This is a genomic window from Pseudoxanthomonas sp. CF125 (genome assembly GCF_900104085.1).
Classification (GTDB): domain Bacteria; phylum Pseudomonadota; class Gammaproteobacteria; order Xanthomonadales; family Xanthomonadaceae; genus Pseudoxanthomonas_A.
The window spans coordinates 1,363,796-1,386,019 of the sequence record NZ_FNLD01000001.1 but is presented as its reverse complement, the minus strand read 5'-3'; the positions used below and the strand labels follow the sequence as shown (position 1 = coordinate 1,386,019).

At 63.2% G+C, this 22,224-nt stretch carries 23 protein-coding genes; 14 read left to right on the top strand and 9 right to left on the bottom strand.

Annotation, left to right across the window (positions count from 1 at the left end):
• The first annotated feature begins 53 nt into the window (after positions 1 to 53).
• Positions 54 to 1,655, top strand: coding sequence for a phytoene desaturase family protein (locus tag BLR66_RS06225; protein ID WP_176943777.1), 1,602 nt, complete (start codon positions 54 to 56; stop codon positions 1,653 to 1,655).
• Positions 1,656 to 1,792: 137 nt separating this feature from the next.
• Here BLR66_RS06225 and BLR66_RS06220 read toward each other — a convergent pair whose 3' ends face one another.
• The 6 genes from BLR66_RS06220 to trxA all read right to left on the bottom strand — a co-directional run bounded on the left by BLR66_RS06220 (position 1,793) and on the right by trxA (position 7,362).
• A complete protein-coding gene (locus BLR66_RS06220; protein ID WP_093281435.1) occupies positions 1,793 to 3,610 on the bottom strand; it encodes a DUF885 domain-containing protein in 1,818 nt (605 codons plus the stop codon).
• A gap of 162 nt (positions 3,611 to 3,772) precedes the next feature.
• Positions 3,773 to 4,549 carry a queuosine precursor transporter gene (locus BLR66_RS06215; RefSeq protein ID WP_093281432.1) on the bottom strand — a complete coding sequence of 259 codons (777 nt, stop codon included), beginning with the start codon at positions 4,547 to 4,549 and terminating at the stop codon, positions 3,773 to 3,775.
• Entirely contained in the window at positions 4,546 to 4,794 is a 249-nt protein-coding gene (locus BLR66_RS06210; protein ID WP_093281428.1) for a hypothetical protein, read from the bottom strand. The genes BLR66_RS06215 and BLR66_RS06210 overlap by 4 nt, the downstream gene beginning before the upstream one ends.
• Before the next feature lie 35 nt (positions 4,795 to 4,829).
• Complete coding sequence (locus BLR66_RS06205; RefSeq protein WP_093281425.1) at positions 4,830 to 5,549, bottom strand: DUF502 domain-containing protein; 720 nt, start codon at positions 5,547 to 5,549, stop codon at positions 4,830 to 4,832.
• A gap of 220 nt (positions 5,550 to 5,769) precedes the next feature.
• Complete coding sequence (locus tag BLR66_RS06200; RefSeq protein WP_255402321.1) at positions 5,770 to 6,222, bottom strand: DUF4442 domain-containing protein; 453 nt, start codon at positions 6,220 to 6,222, stop codon at positions 5,770 to 5,772.
• Positions 6,223 to 6,498: 276 nt separating this feature from the next.
• Positions 6,499 to 7,362: a thioredoxin gene (gene trxA, locus BLR66_RS06195; protein WP_093281416.1), complete on the bottom strand. Its 864-nt coding sequence runs from the start codon at positions 7,360 to 7,362 to the stop codon at positions 6,499 to 6,501.
• 136 nt (positions 7,363 to 7,498) lie between these two features.
• Between trxA and BLR66_RS06190 the strand changes: the two genes are divergently transcribed.
• From BLR66_RS06190 to BLR66_RS18840, 5 genes are all read left to right on the top strand, one after another.
• The gene (locus tag BLR66_RS06190) at positions 7,499 to 8,131 is read left to right on the top strand and encodes a DUF2178 domain-containing protein (RefSeq protein ID WP_093281412.1); all 633 of its coding nucleotides are present in this window, start codon (positions 7,499 to 7,501) and stop codon (positions 8,129 to 8,131) included.
• A complete protein-coding gene (locus BLR66_RS06185; protein ID WP_093281408.1) occupies positions 8,128 to 8,343 on the top strand; it encodes a helix-turn-helix transcriptional regulator in 216 nt (71 codons plus the stop codon). Before BLR66_RS06190 ends, BLR66_RS06185 begins: the two co-directional genes overlap by 4 nt.
• Positions 8,340 to 8,942: a DUF998 domain-containing protein gene (locus BLR66_RS06180; protein ID WP_093281403.1), complete on the top strand. Its 603-nt coding sequence runs from the start codon at positions 8,340 to 8,342 to the stop codon at positions 8,940 to 8,942. The genes BLR66_RS06185 and BLR66_RS06180 overlap by 4 nt, the downstream gene beginning before the upstream one ends.
• A 295-nt stretch (positions 8,943 to 9,237) precedes the next feature.
• Positions 9,238 to 9,444: a hypothetical protein gene (locus BLR66_RS06175; RefSeq protein WP_093281399.1), complete on the top strand. Its 207-nt coding sequence runs from the start codon at positions 9,238 to 9,240 to the stop codon at positions 9,442 to 9,444.
• A gap of 159 nt (positions 9,445 to 9,603) precedes the next feature.
• Entirely contained in the window at positions 9,604 to 10,191 is a 588-nt protein-coding gene (locus BLR66_RS18840; protein WP_143014568.1) for a DUF5625 family protein, read from the top strand.
• Between the two features lie 154 nt (positions 10,192 to 10,345).
• On the opposite strand, the gene BLR66_RS06165 is transcribed toward BLR66_RS18840, so the two are convergent.
• Positions 10,346 to 11,671: a metal-dependent hydrolase family protein gene (locus BLR66_RS06165; RefSeq protein ID WP_093281391.1), complete on the bottom strand. Its 1,326-nt coding sequence runs from the start codon at positions 11,669 to 11,671 to the stop codon at positions 10,346 to 10,348.
• Positions 11,672 to 11,776: 105 nt separating this feature from the next.
• On the opposite strand from BLR66_RS06165, the gene leuS reads away from it, so the two are divergent.
• The 6 genes from leuS to rlmH all read left to right on the top strand — a co-directional run bounded on the left by leuS (position 11,777) and on the right by rlmH (position 17,916).
• The gene (gene leuS, locus BLR66_RS06160) at positions 11,777 to 14,425 is read left to right on the top strand and encodes a leucine--tRNA ligase (protein WP_093284429.1); all 2,649 of its coding nucleotides are present in this window, start codon (positions 11,777 to 11,779) and stop codon (positions 14,423 to 14,425) included.
• 74 nt (positions 14,426 to 14,499) lie between these two features.
• On the top strand, positions 14,500 to 15,042 hold the full coding sequence (lptE, locus tag BLR66_RS06155; protein WP_093281386.1) for an LPS-assembly lipoprotein LptE: 543 nt from the start codon (positions 14,500 to 14,502) through the stop codon (positions 15,040 to 15,042).
• 6 nt (positions 15,043 to 15,048) lie between these two features.
• Positions 15,049 to 16,083 carry a DNA polymerase III subunit delta gene (holA, locus tag BLR66_RS06150; protein ID WP_093281381.1) on the top strand — a complete coding sequence of 345 codons (1,035 nt, stop codon included), beginning with the start codon at positions 15,049 to 15,051 and terminating at the stop codon, positions 16,081 to 16,083.
• A gap of 232 nt (positions 16,084 to 16,315) precedes the next feature.
• Positions 16,316 to 16,978, top strand: coding sequence for a nicotinate-nucleotide adenylyltransferase (gene nadD / locus BLR66_RS06145; protein WP_093281377.1), 663 nt, complete (start codon positions 16,316 to 16,318; stop codon positions 16,976 to 16,978).
• A 29-nt stretch (positions 16,979 to 17,007) separates the two neighbouring features.
• On the top strand, positions 17,008 to 17,424 hold the full coding sequence (gene rsfS, locus BLR66_RS06140; protein WP_093281373.1) for a ribosome silencing factor: 417 nt from the start codon (positions 17,008 to 17,010) through the stop codon (positions 17,422 to 17,424).
• A gap of 21 nt (positions 17,425 to 17,445) precedes the next feature.
• A complete protein-coding gene (rlmH, locus tag BLR66_RS06135) occupies positions 17,446 to 17,916 on the top strand; it encodes a 23S rRNA (pseudouridine(1915)-N(3))-methyltransferase RlmH (RefSeq protein WP_093281369.1) in 471 nt (156 codons plus the stop codon).
• 183 nt (positions 17,917 to 18,099) lie between these two features.
• Here rlmH and BLR66_RS06130 read toward each other — a convergent pair whose 3' ends face one another.
• Both BLR66_RS06130 and BLR66_RS06125 read right to left on the bottom strand, forming a co-directional pair.
• Positions 18,100 to 18,759, bottom strand: coding sequence for an energy transducer TonB (locus BLR66_RS06130; protein ID WP_093281364.1), 660 nt, complete (start codon positions 18,757 to 18,759; stop codon positions 18,100 to 18,102).
• A 283-nt stretch (positions 18,760 to 19,042) separates the two neighbouring features.
• Positions 19,043 to 19,780: an SIMPL domain-containing protein gene (locus BLR66_RS06125; protein ID WP_093281358.1), complete on the bottom strand. Its 738-nt coding sequence runs from the start codon at positions 19,778 to 19,780 to the stop codon at positions 19,043 to 19,045.
• A 160-nt stretch (positions 19,781 to 19,940) separates the two neighbouring features.
• Here BLR66_RS06125 and BLR66_RS06120 point away from each other — a divergent pair, with 160 nt between their 5' ends.
• Entirely contained in the window at positions 19,941 to 20,507 is a 567-nt protein-coding gene (locus BLR66_RS06120) for a Maf family protein (RefSeq protein WP_093281353.1), read from the top strand.
• Positions 20,507 to 21,994, top strand: a complete 1,488-nt coding sequence (gene rng / locus BLR66_RS06115) for a ribonuclease G (RefSeq protein WP_093281347.1) — start codon at positions 20,507 to 20,509, stop codon at positions 21,992 to 21,994. Before BLR66_RS06120 ends, rng begins: the two co-directional genes overlap by 1 nt.
• Positions 21,995 to 22,224 lie beyond the last annotated feature (230 nt).

Sequence of the window (22,224 nt, the reverse complement as noted above, 5' to 3'; positions counted from 1 at the left end):
TTTTCAGGGGATGATTCCTGTCGGCCGGCTATTCCAAGCCGGGGAGGGTGGGGATGTCCAAGATGCCGGGTAAATGCGACGTTTTGCTGGTCGGTGGTGGCCACAATGGCCTGGTCTGCGCGGCGTATCTCGCCAAGGCCGGGTTGAAGGTCACCGTGCTGGAACGCAGGCAAGTGGTCGGCGGCGCGGCTGTGACCGAGGAATTCCACCCCGGTTTCCGCAATTCGGTAGCCTCCTACACGGTGTCGCTGCTGCAGCCCAAGGTCATCGCCGACCTGGACCTCCATGGGCACGGGCTGGAGATCGTGCAGCGCAAACGCAGCAATTTCCTGCCGTTGCCCGACGGCCGTTACCTGCTGACCGGAGGCGGCGAGACGCTCGAGCAGGTAGCCAAGTTCTCACGTCGCGACGCCGAGCGCCTGCCCGAATACGAACGCCGCCTGGACGCCATCGCCGATGTGCTGCGGGCGCTGGCCCTGCAGCCGCCGCCGAACGTGACCGATGGCGGCTGGTGGAAAGCGCTTCCCGAACTGATGCGCGCCGGGCGTCTGGGAAAACGGTTACATGCGCTGGACGAAACTCTGCGCCAGGAATTGCTGGACCTGTTCACCGTCTCGGCAGGCGAGTACCTGGACCGCTGGTTCGAGAGCACGCCGATCAAGGCCGTGCTGGGCTTCGACGGTATCGTCGGCAACTACGCCAGCCCGTATACGCCGGGTTCGGCTTACGTGCTGCTGCATCACGTGTTCGGCGAAGTGAACGGAGTCAAGGGCGCGTGGGGTCACGCGATCGGCGGCATGGGCGCGATCACCCAGGCGATGGCGAAGGCGGCCGTCGCCGCCGGCGTGGAAATCCGCACCGATGCGGGCGTGCGCGAAGTGCTGGTCGAGCACGGACGTGCCGTAGGCGTGCTCACCGAGTCCGGTGAAACCCTGCATGCGCGTGCGGTGGTCGCCAACGTCAATCCGAAACTGCTGTACGAGCGTTTGATGTCGCCGGCCGCAGTGCCCGCGCCCACCCGCGAGCGCATGGCCAACTGGCGTTGCGGTTCCGGCACGTTGCGCATGAACGTGGCCCTGTCGCGGCTGCCCGATTTCACCGCGTTGCCTGGCGAAGGCGATCACCTCACCGCCGGCATCATCATGGCGCCGGATCTGGATTACATGGATCGCGCTTATCTGGATGCCCGCGCCAATGGCTGGTCGAAGGAACCGATCGTCGAGATGCTGATTCCGTCCACGCTGGACGGCACGCTGGCGCCTTCCGGACATCACGTTGCCAGCCTGTTCTGCCAGCAGGTGCAGCCCGAACTGTCCAACGGCCGCAGCTGGGACGATCATCGCGACGAAGTCGCTGACCTGATGATCTCCACGGTCGACAGATACGCGCCGGGCTTCGCTGCCTCGGTGTTGGGAAGGCAAGTGCTGACGCCGATGGATCTCGAACGCACTTTCGGTCTGATCGGCGGCGATATTTTCCATGGCGCGCTGTCGCTCAATCAGCTTTTCAGCGCGCGGCCCATGGTGGGGCAGGCGGATTATCGCGGTGCCGTCTCCGGCTTGTATCTATGCGGAGCCGGTACGCATCCGGGTGGTGGAGTCACCGGAGCGCCTGGACATAACGCAGCCAAGGTGGTTATCGCGGATCTGCGTTGATACGCGATGCGCCGTAGGAGCGACGTGAGTCGCGAGGTTGGCGGATTGTCCGATACTCGCTAGTTTCGCGACTTACGTCGCTCCTACGGGAATGTGCGGGCCATGCGGCGATGGATGCGTCCATCGCCGCGGATTCATCAGCCCTTCTTGCCCGCGATCCAGCGGTCTATCTTCGCTTCCAGCACGTCCAGCGGCACCGAGCCGTCCTTCAGCACTTCGGCGTGGAATTCGCGCACGTCGAACTTGCTTCCCAGTTCTTTCTCAGACTTGGTCCGCAGCTGCTGGATCTTGAGCTCGCCGATCTTGTAGGCCAGCGCCTGCGCCGGCCAGGCGATGTAGCGTTCGGCTTCGGCGGTGGATTGCGTTTCGCTCTCGGCGGAATTGTCCAGCATGTACTTGATCACCTGTTCGCGGGTCCAGCCTTTGCTGTGCAGGCCGGTGTCGGTGACCAGGCGGATCGCGCGCCAGAGTTCGTTCTGCAGGTAGCCGAAGTAATCGTACGGAGTCTCGTAGACGCCCAGCGACTTGCCCAGCGATTCGGAGTACAGGCCCCAGCCTTCGATGAAGGCGGTTTCGCCGCCGAAGCGACGGAACGCCGGCACTCCGCTGAGTTCCTGCTGCAGGGCCAACTGGAAGTGATGGCCCGGGATCGCTTCGTGCAGATACAGGTCTTCCGCATCCCAGGTCTTGCGGGTGGGCAGGTCGTAGGTGTTGACGTAGAAGATGCCGGGACGGCTGCCGTCTTCGCTGGGACTCTGGTATTCGCCGCCGGCCGCGGACTTGGCGCGGAATTCCTCCACCGGGCGGATCTCGAACGGGGCTTTGGGCGTCAGCGAGAATTGCTCGGGGATGCGCTTGTTGATCCGTGCTTCCAGCGCGCGGTAGTACGCCAGCAACGCGGGCTCGTCCTTGAAGCTGAAACGCGGATCGTTCTGCATGAACTTGAAGAAATCCTGCAGCGAGCCCTTGAAGCCGGTCTCGGCCATCAGCTCGCGGATCTCGCCGTGGATGCGCGCTACTTCGCTAAGGCCGAGTTGATGGATGGCGTCGGGGCTCATGTCGGTAGTGGTGGAATTGCGCGCGTTGTAGGCGTACCAGGCCAGCCCGTCGGGCAGTTTGTCCAAGCCAACGCTGTCGCGCGTGGCAGGCAGGTATTGATCGTTGATGAAGGCGCGCAGCTTGCGATAGGCCGGCAGCAGCTGTTCGCCGATCATCTTGCGGTAATCGGCAGTGAGGCGCTGCTTGTCGGCGGCGCTGAAATCGGCGGGCAGGTTCTTGATCGGGCCCCAGAACAGGGTGTCTTCCGGCTTGTCCTTGATCAGCGCATCCAGTTGCGGGATGACCTTGACCATCAGGGCGCGCGGCTGCACCACGCCGGCCTTGATGCCTTCGCGCATGTTGGCGATGTCGGTGTCGAACAGGACCGGCAGCCTGTTGCCGCGCGCCAGCCAGTTGTCGTAGTCCTTTACCGTCTTGAACGGCTGCGCACTGGTGCCCGCGCCCAGCATCACCGCATAGCTGGCGATGCTGGCCATCTGGTTGACAGGCATCATCCAGTCGGGGAATTTTTCGCCTTCCAGCGAGTTCTCCGCATCGCGCACGAAGATCTCATAGCTCAGCAGATCCTGGCCCTGCAGTCCCGTGCTGCCGACATCCCTGATGGTCTTCAGCCAGCGCACGGTGAAGTCGTGCTGCTGTTTGCGGTACTCGGCCGAACCGAAGTCGGGCAGCAGGTCGTTGTAGCGGTTGTCGCCCTGGAAAGTGGCCTGGACAGGATTGAGTTTGAGCACCTCTTCCCAGTATTCGGCATAGAGCTTGGTCAGCCGCGCGCCCTTGTCCTCTGCGACCTGGGCGGTTTCGGCAGTTTTCTTCTTCGCGGCTTCGGCTTGCGGAACCGCGGTCATCAGGACGGCGGCGGTGGCTAGGGCAAGCAGGCTGGGCAGCAGACGGGTCATCGCGAGGCTCCGGAGGGCGGTAGCCAGCGAGAGTGCCGCATGCAAGCGTTCGAGGCCAGCGACAAAAGTCACGGATGCGTTCGTTGTAGGAGCGGGCCCTGCCCGCGACGCTTTTCCTAAACATGGGGATGAAAGCGTCGCGGGCAGGGCCCGCTCCTACAGTCAATCGGTTGCGGCTTCCTCGCGCAACTCCTGCTCTCGCACGCTGCCCAGGTAGGCGCGTATGCCGCGCCGCATCAGGTACAGCAGCGGGATCAGCGCGATCGCCGCCAGCATCTTGTAGGCGTAGTTGACCGTACTGACCGCCAGGAACAACGAGGTCGGCCACTTCTGCGGCCCCAGCACGAAAGCGATGTACAGCACCACGAAACTGTCGACCAGCTGCGAGACCGCGGTGGAACCGGTGGCGCGCAGCCACACATGCTTTTCGCCGGTGGCGTTGCGGATGCGGTGGAATACGGCGACATCGATCAATTGCCCCAACAGGAAGGCGACGATGGAGCCGGCGATCGTCCACATGCCCTGGCCGAAGATCGCCGCGAAAGCCTTCTGGTAGTCGGGCACGCCCTGCGTCTGCGCGGCCGTCACCCACCAGCCGGCCGGGGCCAGCGCGATGGCGGCGAAGGCGAACAGGAAGCCGTAGACGATCAGCGCCACCGCCACCCACGAGATGAACTTCACGCCCCGGCGGCCGAAGAATTCGTTGATGGTATCGGTGAGGATGAACACCATCGGCCACAGCAGCGTGCCCGCGGTGAAACTCAACGAACCCTTCTGCCCGAACAGGTTCCATTCGAACGGCGCGATGCCCAAGGTGTCTTCCAGCGCGAAGATCTTGACCCCGATGAACTCGGCCAGCACCGCATTGACGCAAAAGAACGCGGCCAGCGCGAGGAACAGCCTTACCGCACGATCGTCGAGCGTGCGCGGCTTATTCATTCGGGCTCCCTCGGGTACCAGCCTTGCGCATTGCGCGCCGGCAGCGGGATCGCTTTCAGTTGCATATGGTTTTCGAAGGCTTCTTCATCCGCTGGCGCCCATCCGCCATGGCTTCCCTGGAAACAGCTCTTGCAAACGGTCAGATCGTAGCCGGGTATCCGCTGGTAGCCGTGCACGCCCGCACCTGCCTTGCACCGGATGCCGCAGATATCGCAGGGAAAGGTAGGTGCTTGTGCCTGGCGCATTTACTAACCTCTCAGCGGCAACGAAGTGCTGCAAATCAAGTGGTGGGCGGCGTGACGATTCCCGCTTCGGTCGCCGAGACCTTCGCCCTGTCCGCATCGCGGGTGAAAGGTACGCTTTCCGGCGACACCGCGCCGCCGGAGATGATGAAGCTCATCGCCTGGTCCACGGTCCAGTCGGTCGGCGTCAGCAGCTCGATGGGGACGATTTCAAGATAGCCGGAAGTCGGGTTGGGCGTGGTCGGCACGTAGACGGCGGCCAGTTCGCGGCCGGTGCCTTCCTCTTTGAGAATGCGCGTCACCAGGCCGACCGATTTCATTTCCTTGTGCGGGAAATCCACCAGTACCACGCGCTGGGTGTTGCCCGGCTTGGTCTGCAGGATGTCCAGCAACTGCCGCGCGCTGGTGTAGATGGTGCTGGCCAGGGGAATGCGCAGTATCAACAGTTCGAACCAGCTCAACAGGCGTTGCCCGATCACGCGCCGGGTCAGCACGCCGACGGCCAGGATCACGAACAGCGTGGCGATCAGCGCGATGCCGGCCTGCACCCATTGCGCGTTGAACCAGCCCATGGAATCGGGGAAAGAAGCGGCGATCTGGTGCGAGAGCGGTTCGACCAGCGGACGGCTGATATCCGACAGCAGCACGAACACGAACTTGACCACGACCCAGGTCAGCCAGATCGGCAGCAGGGTCAGCAGGCCGGTCAGGAAGAGTTTCTGCAGGGAAGGGCGGTGGGCGGGGGAGTCGTTGTGCATGACGCATTGTAGCGGCGCAAGGGAGCGCGCGAAGGCGAGATTTCGACCCTTCAGCACAATCCCTTGATCGTCATTCCCGCGAAGGCGGGAACCCAGCGACTTGGCTTTGGGCTTTCAAGTGGATGCCATGCAAGAGCAAAGTCGCTGGGTTCCCGCCGTCGCGGGAATGACGATTGATTTCCTCCGCGATAGCCAAGTATGTCAGCGCTCCCTGCACCCCCTAACGGTGCCTCGGCTTCAACCGCACATAGATCTGCTTGCGTACCCGCGCCACCACATCGCCCTGCGCATCGATCACCTCGACCGGGAACCATTTCAGGTATTTTTCTCCGCCCGCGGTCGCAGCACGGATTTCTTCCAGCGCACTGTCTTCCACATTGAACTCGGCGTGCACCGTGCCCTTGCCGGGTTTGACGAACTCGATCTCGGCTGCCTTGTCCCAGACCAGGTAGTCGTTGCCCAGGCATTCCTTGATCGGAATCATCCAGAACGGGTCGGTCATGGCGAACAGGTTGCCGCCGAAGTGGGTGCCGACGTAGTTGCGGTTCCACGGGCGCATGCGCATTTCCACGCGGACATGCCGCCAGTCTGGCGAGAAGCGGGTGACGTGGATGCCGCTGGCCACGAACGGCGGCCAGAGATTGAAGATCAGGCGCAGGGTGGAGGGTTTCACGGGACGGCTCATTGGGGGACTGGCCGGAACACTACCATACGATTGGGTATGGAAGCTCTGGGGCCCTCAGGTCAAGTGTTTTAGGGCGGTTATCTAGAAGCCGTCCTCCCACCCTTAGAGACCAGGGAGTCATCCGCCGAAGAGCATCATTCCTTGAAGAACGTCATCCCGGCGAAAGCCGGGACCCAACCATCACCCCTCGCACAGTTGGGTCCCGGCTTTCGCCGGGATGACGGTCGTTTTTTTGCTGGGCTGGGCGTTACTTGCGCGGTGTCGCTAGAACAACAACGAAGACATCTTCCGCCGGTACTGCCCCACCAGATTCTGGTCTTCGGCCACACGAAAGGCATCGATCAACAACTTCTTGGGCGTTCCGTCTTCATAACCGCGGTCGCGTCGCAGCATTTCCAGGAACTGCTCCAGTGCAACTTCTTCCTTTCCGCCCAGCAACTGCTGCACGCCTAGCAGGCGACGCGCCCGCAGGTCGTCCGGATTGGAGGCGATAGCGGCCTCCAGCACTTCCACTGGCGGCGCGTCCTTCAGCAGCGCGACGAAGCTCAGCCGCGACCGGGCGCGGATCGCGCGGTCGTCGGCGGCCAGATTGGCGGGCAAGGCGTCGAGCAGCGTTTCGGCTTCGGCGGCTGCGCCGATCTTGAGCAAGGCCAGGGCAAGGTCGAGCTTGAGTTCGGCCTTGTCCGGCTCGGTTTCGATCGCCTTGCGCAGGGTCAGGACTTCCGCATGCGGATCCAGCGGGGCGGCTTGTTCCGCAACGGGTTCTTCATTGGCGGTGGAGCCCGGTTCTATCCCGTGCTGCTTCAGGAACTCGCGCAACTGGCCTTCCGGCACCGCGCCGGGAAAACCATCGACGATCTGTCCGCCCTTGACCAGGAATACGGTCGGGACCGAACGGATCTGGAAGGCCGCGGCGATCTCCTGCTGCTGGTCCACATCGACCTTGGCCAGGCGGAACGCGCCGTTGTACTCGCCGGCCAGCTTTTCCAGGATCGGTCCCAGGGTCTTGCAGGGCCCGCACCAGGTCGCCCAGAAGTCGACCAGCACAGGGGTCTGCAGGGATTTTTGCAGGACTTCGGCTTCGAAGGTTTCGGTGGTGGCGTCGAAGACGTGGAGTTGGTCGGACATGGCGGAGCTCGTTCGGAAAATCAGGGGGAGAAGTGGTGCCATCTCGATCAGGATACAAGCTGGTGTAAAAAGAACTTGACATCATTTTTGCTAAATGTAATGTATGAGTTACATTATGTTTGATGAGGGTGACATTATGCTGCGACGTTTGGGTTGGTACGGTTTGCCGTTGGCGGCGGTAATGGCGTTGTGGCTACTGTTCGCGGAGCCGCCTGGCCGCGTGATGGGTTTGGATATGGGGCAGTTAGGCATGGTGCTGCTGGTCGGCGTGGCTTGCATGGCGCTGTATGCCACCGATCGGGCGTTGCGCAATGGGTTCGAAAGCGCCGCTTCACCCGGGGAATGGAAAGCGCGCAACGGATTCGTGTTCATCCTTGGCGCTGTTCTCTTTTCCCTGATCAGTCTGGAGACTTTGGGGCAAAGCTTTGCCGTCGTGTTCGGCCCGGATACACGTGCTGTCGGCCGCAACCTGGTGATGCTGCTTGGCGCCTGGATACTGCTGTCCCGCGTCGCACGCGCGCGCTGGAAGCACGAAGTGCAAGAGGACGAACGCGACCGCGAGATCACGGCGCGCGCCAGTCGTTGGGGGCATGGCGGGCTGGTGTTCTGCGTCATAGCCATGGTGGTGACACTGAATTTCTCGCCTTCGGAGAGGTTGATCTGGGCGACGCCGGTGGCGATCGCCAATCTGCTGATCTTCGCGCTGATGTTGGGCAGCCTGCTGGAATACGGCGCGGCGGCCACCTATTACTGGCGCGATCGCCGATGACCGGCACTCCCATCGCCAATGACATCCGCCGCTGGCGTTTCGAGCGCGGCGAAATGACCCAGGAAGCGCTAGCGCAGGCCTGCGGAGTGACCAGGCAGACCATCATCGCGCTGGAGGCGGGCAAGTATTCTCCGTCGCTGGAACTGGCGTTCCGCATCGCGCGCGCGTTCGGCGTGGGCGTGGAGGAGGTGTTTCGATGGAAGACCGAATGAAGTCATTGCCGGGTAATGCCGGCTGGATCGCCGCCGTTCTGTTTCTGGTATCGGTGGGCGGTTTCGGTACGGCATTGGACGGTTATTCGCAGCTGCGGATGCCGGTCGCGCTGCTTGGCGCGAAAGGTTTCCCGAATGCGTTGGCCTTCAATCTGCTGGCGTTCGTGGTGCCGGGAATGCTGGCAGGAGTCGTGGCGATGGTGCTGCGTCGCCGGTTGCCGGCAGGCGCCGGCTGGTCTCTTCGCATCGGCGCGCAGCTGGTGTTCCTGTCGGCATTGGCTTTCATCGCCATGGGTCTGTTGCCGCTGGACCCCAGGGATTTGGAGAACGAAAGCAGCCGGCTGCACGGCACAGCCTGGATGCTGTGGACGGTGGCGTTCGTCCCCGCTGCGGTGCTGATGGGCGTCGGACTGTTGGCTTATCCGAACGCACGCCGATTCGCCTGGCTGTGCCTGCTGATTGCCGCTGGCGTGATGCTGGCCGGATTCGTATTCACCGACTTCATGCCTGCAGGATTGGCGCAGCGCATCGCATTCGGTTTGTGGCTGCTGTGGGTGGTGGTGGCAGGCCGCTTCGGTATTCGTGCGTCGGGGGCGTAGCCCCTAAGCGTAGGTAGGTCGGGGCTACGTCCCCGACACGCGGACTTAATACGAGGGCCGACCTACGTATTTTTCGCAACCGCACGAACGCCAAAAATATGCACCGCAACGATCCACGAGGACGACTCGTCTGTGATCGATAGAACATTTATCGTTGCGGACGTCATTTCTCTTGTGAGCGCAAACATTCCGTTGTTAGCATCGAGTTGCAGCAGGACAGATTCCTGCTGCGGTCACTCTTCCCCGCACGACATGATTCATGGAGTCGAATGGGGTCACAAGGAAAAATGGAGCAATGGATATTATGAAGATGCTGATTCTGGGAACGATCGCGGTATTGGGCATGTCTGGCGCGGTACGGGCGAACAACGTGGCGGAGTTGTCGTTGCCGCAGGAAACGAACTACTCCGCCGGCCTCCGTCCCGTCTGCCAGCCAGGCCAAACCAAGGAGTACATCTATAACGCTCAGGGCCAGGTGGTGGGTTGGAAATGCGTCTGGTAATGCCGCTGATTCACGGCGTATTTTTCAAGCATCTGTATCGCCACCCCTGATAGGGTCGTCATCAGTGCGTTGAAATCTAAGGGGCGGCAGTTTGATACGTCGCAGAGGAGGCGATTTGCGAGCGGCTGCATGGTGAAACACATGCGAACAAGGCATCCGATGAAATGTAGAACAATTGCGATTTCATGTATTGCGCTGCTACTGCTCGTAGCATGCAAGCCTAAAGACCATCAGCCGCTCCGTAATTCGGCAATTTCAGCGGCCATTCCCTTCTCTATAAATAAGGCCGGAAATGTAGCCAAGATTGACTTTCAGGCTCAGCCTGGGGCTGTGGATCTCAAAAAAACATACATGGTCAAACTGACATTTGACCGAGCCCAGAATCGCGACCCTTTGAGCTTGTTGGAGGGGCGGCCACCTCGGACTTTGCTGCCCATAAAAGCGAAAGTAACGCGAATTGATGGCAATTCCATGGAAGCCGTCACCATCATGGATAATTCTCAGTTTCTTGGAAATATTGATATTGAAAAATATCCGGGAACTACGCCAGAAAATCCAAGGGAAGACGTGGTCTATGCGTTTCTTTATGGTTCAACGGGTACTCAAGGCGATATATGTATTGCCAGGTTTAACTTGAGCTCCTATGGGCATTACCAGGTGGAGATAGAGACAGTCCAGGACCAGCCAATCTTCGATAACGTGAAGTCCTCTTTGACGATCGAAGAGCGGTTCAATCTAGGGGAGTAGAAGGAAGCATCCTGAGTAACGAAAAGCGGCTCTAGTGGCCGCTTTTTTTTTATGCACGCGACAGGGGATCTTCAGGCCGTAGGTCGGGGCTACGTCCCCGACTCGCGCGCGAACTGACTTGCAAGAGCGTCGGCCACGTAGGGCCGACCTACCATCATTCGATGGCGGGTTGGCGATGGACCACGCCATCCTTCATCACGAAGTCCACCTTCATCACGTTGTCGATCTCGGCCACCGGGTCGCCTGGCATGGCGATTATGTCGGCGCGCTTGCCGGTTTCGATCACGCCCTGGTCGTCCACGCCCAGCACGGTGGCGGCGTGCACGGTGGCTGCCTGCAACGCGTAGGAGGCGGGAATTCCTGCTTCGACCATGTACAGGAACTCGCGCGCGTTGTCGCCATGAGGACCCACGCCCATGTCGGTGCCGAAGGCCAGTTTCACTCCGTTCTTGTAGGCGCGGCCCGCGGTCTGCTGGATCTGCGAACCGATGCGGATCGCCTTGGGCCGCACTATCGCCGGAAAATAACCATCGATCCTGGCCTTGTCGGCTACGAAGCGTCCGGCATAGATGGTCGGCACGTACCAGGTACCTTTCTGTTTCATCAGCGACATGACCTCATCGGTCATCTCGGTGCCGTGTTCGATGCTGGTTACGCCACCCAGCACCGCACGCTTCATGCCCTCGGCGCCGTGCGCGTGCGCGGCCACCTTGTAGCCGTAGTCGTCGGCGGTCTCGACGATGGCGCGAACCTCCTCCACCGTGAACTGCGGCGCGTCGGCCGATTTCGCGTAGCTCAGCACGCCGCCGGTAGCGGTGATCTTGATCACGTCGCTGCCGTCCTTGTAGCGCTGGCGCACGGCTTGGCGTGCGTCATCGATGGAATTGATCACGCCTTCGGTGGGGCCGGGCGGTCCCAGCAGGTGCTCCAGCTCACTGTTGAAGCCGTTGGTGGGGTCGGCATGGCCGCCGGTAGTGGCGATGGACTTGCCGGCGGCGAAAATGCGCGGCCCCTTCACCAGCCCCTGGTTCACGGCGTCGCGCAGATGCGGGCTGACGCCGCCGCCCAGATCGCGCACGCTGGTGAAACCGGCCATCAGGGTCTTCTCGGCGTAACCGACCGACCGGAACGCGTAATCGGTGGGATCCAGCCGGAAACCTTCGGAATAGCTCTGTGGATTGGACTGCTGTCCCAGGTGGACATGCAGGTCGGTCCAGCCGGGCATGCAGGTGCGGCCCGTCAGCACGATGGATTGGGTGCCGTCGGCCAGCTTGGCGCGGCCCGGCAGCACCGAGGCGATCTTGCCCTCGCGGACCACGATGGTGTGTTCGCCCAGCATTTTTCCGCTGCGGGCGTCGAACAGGCGCTCGCAATGCAAGGCTTGGGCGGGGCTGGGCGTGGTTTCGGGGGTAGGGGAGGATTCGGCGGCGACGGCGGCCTGGCTGGCCAGCAGGATGAGAACGACGGGCTTCAAGCGCATGGGCGGCTCCGGGACAGATCCGCCATCATAGCCATTGCCATGGCGGTGCTTGGTGCACTGCGGTACGCTTCGCAGCTTGATTTCAGCACCGAAGTCCGCCCACGCATGTCAGTTTCCGCCGAACCCGCCGTCCACGATCCCAAGTCCGTCGAAACCGCCGCCCAGTCCTTTTGGGACCGGAACCGTGCCTTCGAGGTCGACGAAACCTCCGACAAGCCCAAGTTCTACTGCCTGTCGATGCTGCCGTACCCGTCCGGCGCGCTGCACATGGGCCACGTGCGCAACTACACCATCGGCGATGTGATCAGCCGCTACCAGCGCATGACCGGCAAGAACGTGCTGCAGCCGATGGGCTGGGACGCTTTCGGTCTGCCGGCGGAAAACGCCGCGATCAAGAACCACACCGCGCCGGCCAAGTGGACCTACGCCAACATCGAACACATGCGCAGCCAGCTGAAAGCGCTGGGCTATGCGATCGACTGGTCGCGCGAGTTCGCCACCTGCCGCCCCGACTACTACGTGCACGAGCAGCGCATGTTCGTGCGTCTGCTGCGCAAGGGCATCGCCTACCGCAAGAATTCGGTGGTCAACTGGGACCCGGTGGATCAAACAGTGCTGGCCAACGAGCAGGTCATCGACGGCCGCGGCTGGCGCTCGGGCGCGGTGGTGGAAAAGCGCGAGATTCCGCAATGGTTCCTGCGCATCACCGACTATGCGCAGGAGCTGCTGGACGGGCTGGACGAGCTGCCGGGCTGGCCGGACTCGGTCAAGACCATGCAGCGCAACTGGATCGGCCGGTCGGAAGGGCTGGAAATCAAGTTCGCGGTAGAAGGGCACGAGTCGCTGACAGTGTTCACCACGCGCCCCGACACGCTGATGGGCGTGACTTTCGTGTCCATCGCCGGCGAACATCCGTTGGCGTTGAAGGCGGCCGCTTCCAATCCGCAGTTGGCCGCGTTCCTGGACGAGTTGAAGCACGGCGGCGTATCGGAAGCCGAACTGGAAACCCAGGAAAAGCGCGGCATGGACACCGGCCTGCGCGCGGTCCATCCGGTCACCGGCGACAAGGTGCCGGTGTGGGTCGCCAACTTCGTGTTGATGGGCTACGGCACGGGCGCGGTGATGGCGGTGCCGGGGCACGACCAACGCGATTTCGAGTTCGCCCACAAATATGGCTTGCCGATCCAGCAGGTGATCGCGCTGAAGTCGCCCAAGAGCGAAGACGAACAGAACTACGACCCCGATACCTGGCACGACTGGTATGCCGACAAGACCCGCGCCGACCTGGAGCTGGTGAACTCCGGCGAATTCGACGGCCTGGGCTTTCGCGGGGCCTTCGAAGCGCTAGCCGAACGCTTCGAACGCCAGGGCCGGGGCCAGCGCCGCATCAACTACCGCCTGCGCGATTGGGGCGTCTCGCGCCAGCGCTACTGGGGCTGCCCGATTCCCGTCATTTACTGCGCGGCTTGCGGCGCGGTGCCGGTGCCGGAATCGCAGTTGCCGGTGGTGTTGCCGGAAAACGTCATCCTGGATGGAGTGAAATCCCCGATCAAGGCCGATCCGGAGTGGCGCAAGACCACTTGTCCGGAATGCGGTGGCGCCGCCGAGCGCGAAACCGACACTTTCGACACCTTCATGGAGTCCAGCTGGTACTACGCGCGCTACACCTCGCCCGGTGCCAAGGACATGGTCGATAAGCGCGGCAACTACTGGCTGCCCGTCGATCAGTACATCGGCGGCATCGAGCACGCGATCCTGCACCTGATGTATTTCCGTTTCTATCACAAGCTGTTGCGCGACGCGCGGCTGGTGGACAGCGACGAACCGGCCGCCAACCTGCTGTGCCAGGGCATGGTGATCGCGGATACCTATTACCGCGAAACCGCGAACGGCAACAAGGAATGGATCAATCCCGCCGACGTGGAAGTGCAGCGCGATGAGCGCGGCCGCATCGTCGGCGCCACGCTGATCGCCGATGGAAAGCCGGTGTCGATCGGCGGCAGCGAGAAGATGTCCAAGTCCAAGAACAACGGCGTCGATCCGCAGGCGATGGTGGACAAGTACGGCGCCGACACGGTGCGTTTGTTCTCCATGTTCGCCGCGCCGCCTGAGCAATCGCTGGAGTGGAACGAAGCCGGCGTGGAAGGCATGTCGCGTTTTCTGCGCCGTTTGTGGGCGCAGGTGCAGAAACACGCGGCATCGGGCGCGGCGCCGGCGGTGGATCCGTCGGTCCTGTCGGCCGAACAGAAGGCGTTGCGCCGCAAGACCCATGAAACCATCGACAAAGTCGCCGGCGACTACGGCCGGCGCCACAGTTTCAACACCGCCATCGCGGCGGTGATGGAGCTGTCCAATGCGTTGAACAAGTTCGATCCTTCGACAGGATCAGGACCCAGCGCAAATGATCGCGCCGTTCGCCAGGAAGCGCTGGAGGCGGCGGTACTGCTGCTCAACCCCATCACTCCCCATACCAGCCATGCGCTGTGGCAGGTCCTGGGACATGCGGAGACGCTGCTGGAGAACCTGCCGTTCCCGCAGGTCGACAGCTCGGCGCTGGTGCGCGACCAGCTGACGCTGGCGGTACAGGTCAACGGCAAGCTGCGCGGCACCATCGAAGTGGCAGTGGACCTGCCGCGCGACCAGATCGAAGTGCTGGCCAAGGCCGAACCCAACACCGCCAAATTCATGCAGGGCATGGAAGTGCGCAAGGTGATCATCGTGCCGGGCAAGATCGTCAATATCGTGGCGGCGTGAGCGCGGACGGGGATATTCACCTGCCATCCGGGTTGGCTATTGCCGCCCATGGCCGGCTCGTCCAGACTTCGCCCATGATCAGAAGCTCCGCGTTACCCGTTCTGCGCCTGCTGGCGGCCTGCGTGCTGGCCCTCGCCCTTTCCGCCTGCGGCTTCCATCTGCGCAACAAGATCGCGTTGCCGGCCGATCTGGGCCCGGTGCGGGTCACCTCGACCACGCAGTACAGCCCGCTGGCCGAAGCCGTAGCCACCGGGCTGAGGCACGCCGGAGCGGTGGCCGCCGAAGCCGACGCCACCAACGTAGCGAGCCTGGAAATCCTTTCCGAGCGTTGGGGCGATCTGCCCATCGCCATGGACGACCGCGGCCGGGCGCAGGAATTCAGCCTGCGCTACGCCGCGGTATTCGTGTTCCGCCGCGCAGATGGCTCCGAGCTGGTGCCCCAGCAGGTGGTCGAACTGTCCCGCGACTATGTCGCGCCTCCGGAAAACGTCACCGGCACCACGACCGAACGCGAAATCCTGGCCGACGAGCTGCGCCGCGAGATGGCCGCTTCGATCCTGCGCCGCGTCGATGGCGTGATCCAGGGCGGGGCGCAGGGCCGGAAACCCGCACCTTAAGCCCTGATGGAACTGACCCCGGAACGCCTGGTCGCGCTGCCCGATGACGCTGCGCTGTACCCGGTCTACCTGATCGCCGGTCCGGAAATGCTGCGCGTGCTGGAAGCGGCCGATGCGGTGCGCCGGCAGGCGCGCGCCCAGGGCATAGGCGAGCGCGAAGTGTTCGATGCCGATGGCCGCGACTTCGACTGGGCCACGCTGGAAGCCACGTTCAACGCACCCAGCCTGTTCAGCGCGCGCCGTCTGGTGGAAGTGCGCCTGCCCACCGGCAAACCCGGCAAGGACGGCGCCGAAGCCATCGCCGCGTTCTGCGCGAATCCGCCGCCCGATGTAGTGCTGCTGATCACGGCCGGCGAGTGGAGCAAGGCCCATCATGGCAAATGGACCGATGCGATCTCCAAGATCGGAGCGCTCGCCATCGCCTGGGCGATAAAGCCGCACGAGCTGGCCGGCTGGGTCGAAAGCCGATTGCGCGCCAAAGGATTGCGCGCCGACCGCGATGCGGTGCAGGTCCTGGTCGAGCGTGTGGAAGGCAATCTGCTGGCCGCCGCGCAGGAAATAGACAAGCTGGTCCTGCTGGCAGACGGCGATACCCTGGACGCGGAAAAGATGGAATCGCTGGTCGCCGATGCCGCGCGTTACGACGTGTTCCGCCTGACCGACGCCGTGTTGGGCGGGCAGGGGTCGCAGGTGTCGCGCATGCTCGCGGGCCTGCGCGCCGAAGGCGACGTGGTCGCCGGGCTGATGCCCATGGTGGTCAAGGAACTGCTGCGCACCGCTGCGCTGGCGCGTGCGCAGGCGCGCGGCACCAGTCTGGCTTCGGAAATGAAAGCGCAAGGGATCTGGGAGACCAAGCAGGCGCCGTTCAAGCGCGCCTTGCAGCGCCATCCCAATCCGGCGCGCTGGGATCGCTTCGCCGCCGAAGCCTCGCGCATCGACCGTATCGCCAAGGGCCGCGCCGATGGCGACGCCTGGGTGGCGCTGGAGCGGTTGCTGCTGGCCATTGCCGAAGCCAAGGCGGTGCGGCTGCTGGTGGCGTGAGTGGTTGCCGCGAACGACGCACGCAATAGTCTCCGCGTCCTCGGCAGCTTTACATACTCCGTAGCACTACGATCGTCATCCCAGCGAAAGCTGGGATCCATTTTGACTTTGCTTCTGCTCTGAAGTCTCACGATAAGAGGCAAGATCAAGGTGGATCCCAGCTTTCGCTGGGATGACGATCGGAAGGATTTAAAGGTCCCTTGGCAACGCATACTCCGAAAACTCACGCCCAATGCTGAAACTCTTCTACGGCGGCACCTTCGACCCCGTGCACAACGGCCATATCGCCATCGCGTGCGCCGCACGCGACGAACTCGGCTGCCGGGTGCGGCTGATGCCTGCCGCCGATCCGCCGCATCGCGCGCCGCCCGGCGCCGATGCGGGACAGCGCGCGGAGATGCTGGACCTAGCGGTGGCCGATCAGCCGGGGTTGCGGGTCGACCGGCGCGAGCTGCTACGCCAGGGCCGCTCCTACAGCATCGATACCCTGCGCGAATTGCGGATGGAATTCGGCCCGGACATGCCCATCGCCCTGCTGGTCGGCGCCGACAGTTTCGTCGGCCTGCCGACCTGGCGCGAATGGGGGGCATTGTTCGATTTCGCCCATTTCGTGGTGGCGCCGCGCCCGGGCAGCCCATTGGACGGCGATTTATCCCCCGAGCTGACGGCTGCGGTGGCGGGGCGCTGGGCGGATTCGCCCCAAATCCTCAAAACCACGCCGGCCGGCCGGTTGTTCCTGCTGGACCAGCCGCTGCACCCCGAATCGGCCAGCGATATACGTCGCCGGATCGCCCACAACGAGCCCTGGCAAGGCCTGGTATCGCCTGCAGTGGCGGGTTTCATCGCCCGCAATGGCCTGTATTCACAGCCGGCCCCTGGACCCAGTCCGCTATAATCCGCGCCAACCCCAAGAGCTCCAAGCCTTTGTCCAGCCAAGCACAAGTCATCAAGACCCGTCTGCCCAACCCGCCACCCTCGGTGCCCGTCTTGCTAGCCAACGTCCATGCGGCGCTCGAGGAACTCAAGGCCAAGGATATCGTCGAGATCGACGTGCGCGGCAAGTCCAGCGTCGCCGACTACCTGGTGATCGCCTCGGGCACCTCCACCCGTCACGTCAAATCCAGCGCCGACGAAGTGGTCAAGTTCGCCAAGAAGCTGGACGTGATGCCGCTGGGCGTGGAAGGCGAGCGCGAAGCCGAATGGGTGCTGGTGGATCTGGGCGATGTGATCGTTCACGTCATGCTGCCGCGCGTGCGCGAGTTCTACGCGCTGGAGCGCCTGTGGACGGTCGGCGACAATCCGCCGGACGACCATGAAACCGCGGACTACGAGCGGCGCTAAGCGCGCGACGCGGACCATGCGATGAAGGCGCGCCTGATCGCCACCGGCGAACGCGCGCCCGCTTGGGTGGCGCAGGGGTTTGCCGAATACCAGAAGCGGCTTTCGCACTGGCTGCCGCTCGATCTGGTTGAAATCGAGCCCGGCTTACGCGGCAAGGGCCGCGATGCGCAACGCGCGATCGACGACGAAGGGCGGCGGGTATTGGCTGCGATCCCGAAGAATTCCCACGTCATCGCGCTTGAAGTCACTGGCAAGGCGCACTCTTCGGAACAACTTGCCCAGCGCATGGAGCATTGGCGCGGACAGGGCCGCGACCTTGTGTTCTTGATTGGTGGGCCCGAAGGGCATGCAGTGGATGTGCTGTCGGCCGCCAATGAAACCTGGTCGCTGGGCCCGCTGACCCTGCCGCATATGCTTGCGCGCTTGTTGGTCGCTGAGCAGCTGTATCGAGCTGCGGCTATGCTGGCCAATCATCCTTACCATCGGGCCTGAGACGCCCTCTTCCGCGTGCGCGGAAGAGGAGCTTGATATCCGTTCGTGGCGAGCCTGTCGAACCACGCTCTTGGCGAGGTCCATCAGCAGACTTTTCCCGAGGTTCGCTGCGAAAGGCGTGGTTCGACAGGCTCACCACGAACGGGACCTTTCGACAGGCTCACCACGAATAACGCGTAGCGTTTACTGCATGGAAAACACCACCGGTACCTTGCCGTAGGCCTGCACGGCCTTGCCGTCGCGCATCGCCGGCTGGAACAGCCAGCTCTTCAGTACATGTTCGCGCGCACTGCGGTCCAGGGATTTGTTGCCGCTGCTTTCCAACACCACGACTTCGAGCGGGCGGCCATCGACATCGACGAGCACTTTCAGTAATACCGTTCCGCCGATACCGGCACGCGCTTCGACGCGCGGGTAAGGTGGTGGGGTGGCTTTGATATAGCCCAGATTGCCCACTGAAATCGGACCCGTGACCGCCGTGGCGTCTATCACCGGTCCGGGATCGGTGACCGCGGATTCTTCGGCGGCGAGCGTCCCCTGGTCGACTATCACCGGGGTATCGTTGATCTTGGGTTGAGCGTGCTCTGTGGGTCGCGTGATAGTCGGCTTCGGCCTGACCGGATCGGGCTTGGCCTTTTCCATCGGCACTTCAACAATCTTGTCCTTGGGCGGCAGGAAGATTACGTCGGGCTTGCTGTCCACCAAGGCTTGCAGTGGAGGGGCGGCCATTGGAATCAAAAGCAGCAGGAACGCGAACGCGTGCACCGCGATCGCGGCCGCAATGGCCAGGATGCGCGGCAGTTCGGGACGGGTTTCGGAATTCAACGGCAGTGTACGAACCATGATCCACCTCCATATCGGGTATGCGAGAGGAACAACGCCTGGGCACGGGCCGTGGGGTTAAACCGGTCTGCCGTGCCTCAGCCCGACAATGCGCCGGCTTCGCGCGGCTGGCAAGAGGGCTTAGACCATAGACGTAGGTCGGGGCTACGCCCCCGACACTCGGGGATTGGAAACCCCTTCTTTAAAATTCCGGAATGCTGGTAGCTCGCGCGTCGGGGACGTAGCCCCGACCTACGAAAAACGGCGCCGTGAGGCGCCGTTTCCGGGTCCGATCGTTGCAGGTTTACTTGCCCAGTTCGAACACCACATCCAGGTTGACCGATAAAGTCGTTTCGCCCGGCGAAACCTGGGTATCCATCTCGGCCTTGGCGCGGCCCATGGCCGCCATCATCGGCACGGGCTGGAAGCCGCCGCCACCGCCTTCGCTGATGCTGACGATGCGGCGCACCTTCAGACCAAGCGACTTGGCATAGGTTTCGGCGCGGGCCTGGGCCTTCTTCAACGCGGCCAGGCGGGCTTCGTCGTAGACCGGCTCGGGCTGGTCGATCTCGAAGCTGGGGCCATTGATCTGGTTGCTGCCCTGTGCGGCCAGCGCGTCCAGCACCTTGCCCAGCTTGGCGATGTCGCGGACTTTGAGGTTGACCGTATTGCTGGCCTGGAAGCCGGTGATCTTCGGCGCCTCGTTCTCCACATAGCGGTACTGCGGGCTGAGGTTGATGCCGCTAGTCTGGATGTCTTTTTCGGCGATGCCCGCCGCCTTGATGGCGGCCATGACCTTGGCCATCTGCTCGGCGTTCTGGCGCATGGCGGCGTTGCCATCCACCGCCTGGGTCACCACCCCGGCGGAAATGGTGGCCACGTCCGGCACGCGCGAGGCTTCGGCATTGGCCGAGACCGAGAGCAGGGTGCCGTCGGTGGGGACCGCGTAGCCGGCGGCGTTCTGGGCATGGGCGGTCATGGCGGTGGCTCCGAGGGCGAGGGACAGGGCGAGCAGCAGGGGACGTAACGAACGGATGCGCATTGAATTCTCCTTGAGGTATGCGGTTGTTGCCTAAGCCATGCAAAAGCGCGGGCTAGGGTGTTCGGGTAAGCATGAACGCGTTGTGAGCCGCGTCGGGGTTCCGCATGGCCCACCTGCTTGAGCGGCCATTCAGTCAGCATGCGCAGGGTATCCTGCCCCTATGTTGTATCTCGCATCGAAATCGCCCCGCCGGGCAGAGCTGCTGGCCCGCCTGGGGGTGGATTTCGGCGTTCTGGATCTGGATATCCCCGAACACCGCCAGCCCAACGAACCGGCCGAGGAATACGTGCGCCGTGTCGCCCGGGAGAAAGCCGGCGCCGGCTTGCTGACGGTCATGTCGGTGCCCAATGCCCTGGTACTGGGGGCCGACACCGAGGTGATCCTGGACGACGAGGTGTTCGGCAAGCCCCGCGATGCGGCCGATGCAGCCGCCATGCTGCGGCGTCTTTCCGGCCGCACCCATCTGGCGGTGACGGCGGTTTCGCTGGTCAGCGCCAGCCGCGAGGCGCAGGCGGTGTCGGTATCGGAAGTATCCTTCGCCGAACTGGGAGAGGACGAAATCGCCGCCTATGTCGCTACCGGCCAAGCCGAGGGCAAGGCCGGCGCTTACGGCATCCAGGGCGCGGCCGAGCGGTTCGTGCGCCACCTGTCCGGCAGCTACTCGGGGGTGATGGGTTTGCCCTTGTTCGAGACATCGCGGTTGTTGAAGTCGTTCGGGGTGCAGTGATGTCCGAGGAAATACTGGTCAACGTTACTCCGCGCGAGACCCGCGTGGCCGTGGTAGAGAACGGCATGCTGCAGGAACTGCACATAGAGCGCGGTTGGCGCCGCGGCGTGGTCGGCAACATCTACAAGGGCAAGGTGCAGCGGGTGATGCCCGGCATGCAGGCCGCGTTCGTCGAAGTGGGCCTGGACCGGGCCGCTTTTCTGCACGCCAACGACGTCGTCCGCGCGGTGCCGGCCACCAGCGGCGACGAAGTCGAAGTGTCGCCGGCGCCGGCCACCGCTACGCCTATCGTGGAGCTTCTGCGCGACGGGCAGGACATCGTGGTGCAGGTGGTCAAGGATCCCATCGGCAGCAAGGGCGCGCGCCTGACCACGCAGATCAGCATTCCCTCGCGCTACATGGTGCTGCTGCCGCAGTCGAAAGTGATAGGCGTGTCGGCGCGCATCGAAGACGAAGCAGAGCGCTTGCGCCTGAAGACGCTGGTCGGCGAACTGGCGGCCGCCCATGGCGGGCACGGTTACATCGTGCGCACCAATGCCGAGGGCCAGACGCAAGAAGCGCTGGCCGAGGACATCGCCTACCTGTCGCGGGTCTGGGCGCTGGTGGAGCAACGCAGCCGAGAGGCGGCGATGGGCGCCTGCATCTATGAGGACCTGACCCTGCCGCTGCGCGCGGTGCGCGATCTGATGCGCCGCGATGTGGAGAAAGTGAAGGTGGATTCGCGCGAAACCTGCGATCGCCTGCAGGCCTTCGCCGCCAAGTACATGCCGGTATTGGCCGAACGCATCGAGCACTACGCCGGCGAGCGCCCCATCTTCGACCTGTACGGGGTGGAAGACGAGATCGGCCGCGCGCTGGAGAAGCAGGTGCCGCTGAAATCCGGCGGCTACCTGGTGATCGACCAGACCGAGGCGATGACCACCATCGACGTCAACACCGGTTCCTTCCTGGGCCAGCGCAATCTGGAGGAAACCGTCTACCGCACCAATCTGGAAGCCGCGCAATCGGTGGCGCGCCAGCTGCGCCTGCGCAACCTGGGCGGCATCATCATCATCGACTTCATCGACATGGACGATCCGGAGCATCGCCGTCAGGTGCTGCGTACGCTGGAGAAGGCGCTGTCGCGCGACCACGCCAAGACCACGGTGTACGAGTTCTCGCCGCTGGGCCTGGTGGAGATGACGCGCAAGCGCACCATCGAAAGCCTGGAGCGCCAGTTGTCCGAGTCCTGCCACGAATGCGGCGGACGCGGCACGGTGAAGACGGCCGAGACCGTCACCTACGAAATCTTCCGCGAGATCACCCGCGCCGTACGCCAGTTCGAAGCGGCGCGGCTGCTGGTGATCGCTTCGCCGAAAGTAGTCGCCCGCATCACCGAAGAAGAATCGCCGGCGGTGGCGGAGTTGGAGGAATTCCTGGGCAAGTCGATCCGCTTCCAGGCCGATGAGCAATACCTGCAGGAGCAGTTCGATGTGGTGCTGCTCTGAGATGAGCCGCCGCCAAGTATCGTCATTCCCGCAAAGGCGGGACGAACCTTTCGCGCTCGCGCGCGAGTCACTTTTCTTTGCTTGTGCAAAGAAAAGTAACCAAAAGAAAGCACACCCCGGCGGCGCGCCCTCCGCGCTGCGCGCTGCGAGCCTGCTTGCCGCACCTAAGGGGCCCCATAGTCGCAACAGCGACAGCAATCGAATGCTTCAAGGTGCTAAGGGTCTTCCAC

Bases quoted from the DNA above. Each gene is read 5' to 3' on its own strand.
- BLR66_RS06225 (WP_176943777.1), top strand. From the start codon at position 54: ATGTCCAAGATGCCGGGTAAATGCGACGTTTTGCTGGTCGGTGGTGGC.
- BLR66_RS06220 (WP_093281435.1), bottom strand. From the start codon at position 3,610: ATGACCCGTCTGCTGCCCAGCCTGCTTGCCCTAGCCACCGCCGCCGTC.
- BLR66_RS06215 (WP_093281432.1), bottom strand. From the start codon at position 4,549: ATGAATAAGCCGCGCACGCTCGACGATCGTGCGGTAAGGCTGTTCCTC.
- BLR66_RS06210 (WP_093281428.1), bottom strand. From the start codon at position 4,794: ATGCGCCAGGCACAAGCACCTACCTTTCCCTGCGATATCTGCGGCATC.
- BLR66_RS06205 (WP_093281425.1), bottom strand. From the start codon at position 5,549: ATGCACAACGACTCCCCCGCCCACCGCCCTTCCCTGCAGAAACTCTTC.
- trxA (WP_093281416.1), bottom strand. From the start codon at position 7,362: ATGTCCGACCAACTCCACGTCTTCGACGCCACCACCGAAACCTTCGAA.
- BLR66_RS06190 (WP_093281412.1), top strand. From the start codon at position 7,499: ATGCTGCGACGTTTGGGTTGGTACGGTTTGCCGTTGGCGGCGGTAATG.
- BLR66_RS06185 (WP_093281408.1), top strand. From the start codon at position 8,128: ATGACCGGCACTCCCATCGCCAATGACATCCGCCGCTGGCGTTTCGAG.
- BLR66_RS06180 (WP_093281403.1), top strand. From the start codon at position 8,340: ATGAAGTCATTGCCGGGTAATGCCGGCTGGATCGCCGCCGTTCTGTTT.
- BLR66_RS06175 (WP_093281399.1), top strand. From the start codon at position 9,238: ATGGATATTATGAAGATGCTGATTCTGGGAACGATCGCGGTATTGGGC.
- BLR66_RS18840 (WP_143014568.1), top strand. From the start codon at position 9,604: ATGAAATGTAGAACAATTGCGATTTCATGTATTGCGCTGCTACTGCTC.
- BLR66_RS06165 (WP_093281391.1), bottom strand. From the start codon at position 11,671: ATGCGCTTGAAGCCCGTCGTTCTCATCCTGCTGGCCAGCCAGGCCGCC.
- leuS (WP_093284429.1), top strand. From the start codon at position 11,777: ATGTCAGTTTCCGCCGAACCCGCCGTCCACGATCCCAAGTCCGTCGAA.
- lptE (WP_093281386.1), top strand. From the start codon at position 14,500: ATGATCAGAAGCTCCGCGTTACCCGTTCTGCGCCTGCTGGCGGCCTGC.
- holA (WP_093281381.1), top strand. From the start codon at position 15,049: ATGGAACTGACCCCGGAACGCCTGGTCGCGCTGCCCGATGACGCTGCG.
- nadD (WP_093281377.1), top strand. From the start codon at position 16,316: ATGCTGAAACTCTTCTACGGCGGCACCTTCGACCCCGTGCACAACGGC.
- rlmH (WP_093281369.1), top strand. From the start codon at position 17,446: ATGAAGGCGCGCCTGATCGCCACCGGCGAACGCGCGCCCGCTTGGGTG.
- BLR66_RS06130 (WP_093281364.1), bottom strand. From the start codon at position 18,759: ATGGTTCGTACACTGCCGTTGAATTCCGAAACCCGTCCCGAACTGCCG.
- BLR66_RS06125 (WP_093281358.1), bottom strand. From the start codon at position 19,780: ATGCGCATCCGTTCGTTACGTCCCCTGCTGCTCGCCCTGTCCCTCGCC.
- BLR66_RS06120 (WP_093281353.1), top strand. From the start codon at position 19,941: ATGTTGTATCTCGCATCGAAATCGCCCCGCCGGGCAGAGCTGCTGGCC.
- rng (WP_093281347.1), top strand. From the start codon at position 20,507: ATGTCCGAGGAAATACTGGTCAACGTTACTCCGCGCGAGACCCGCGTG.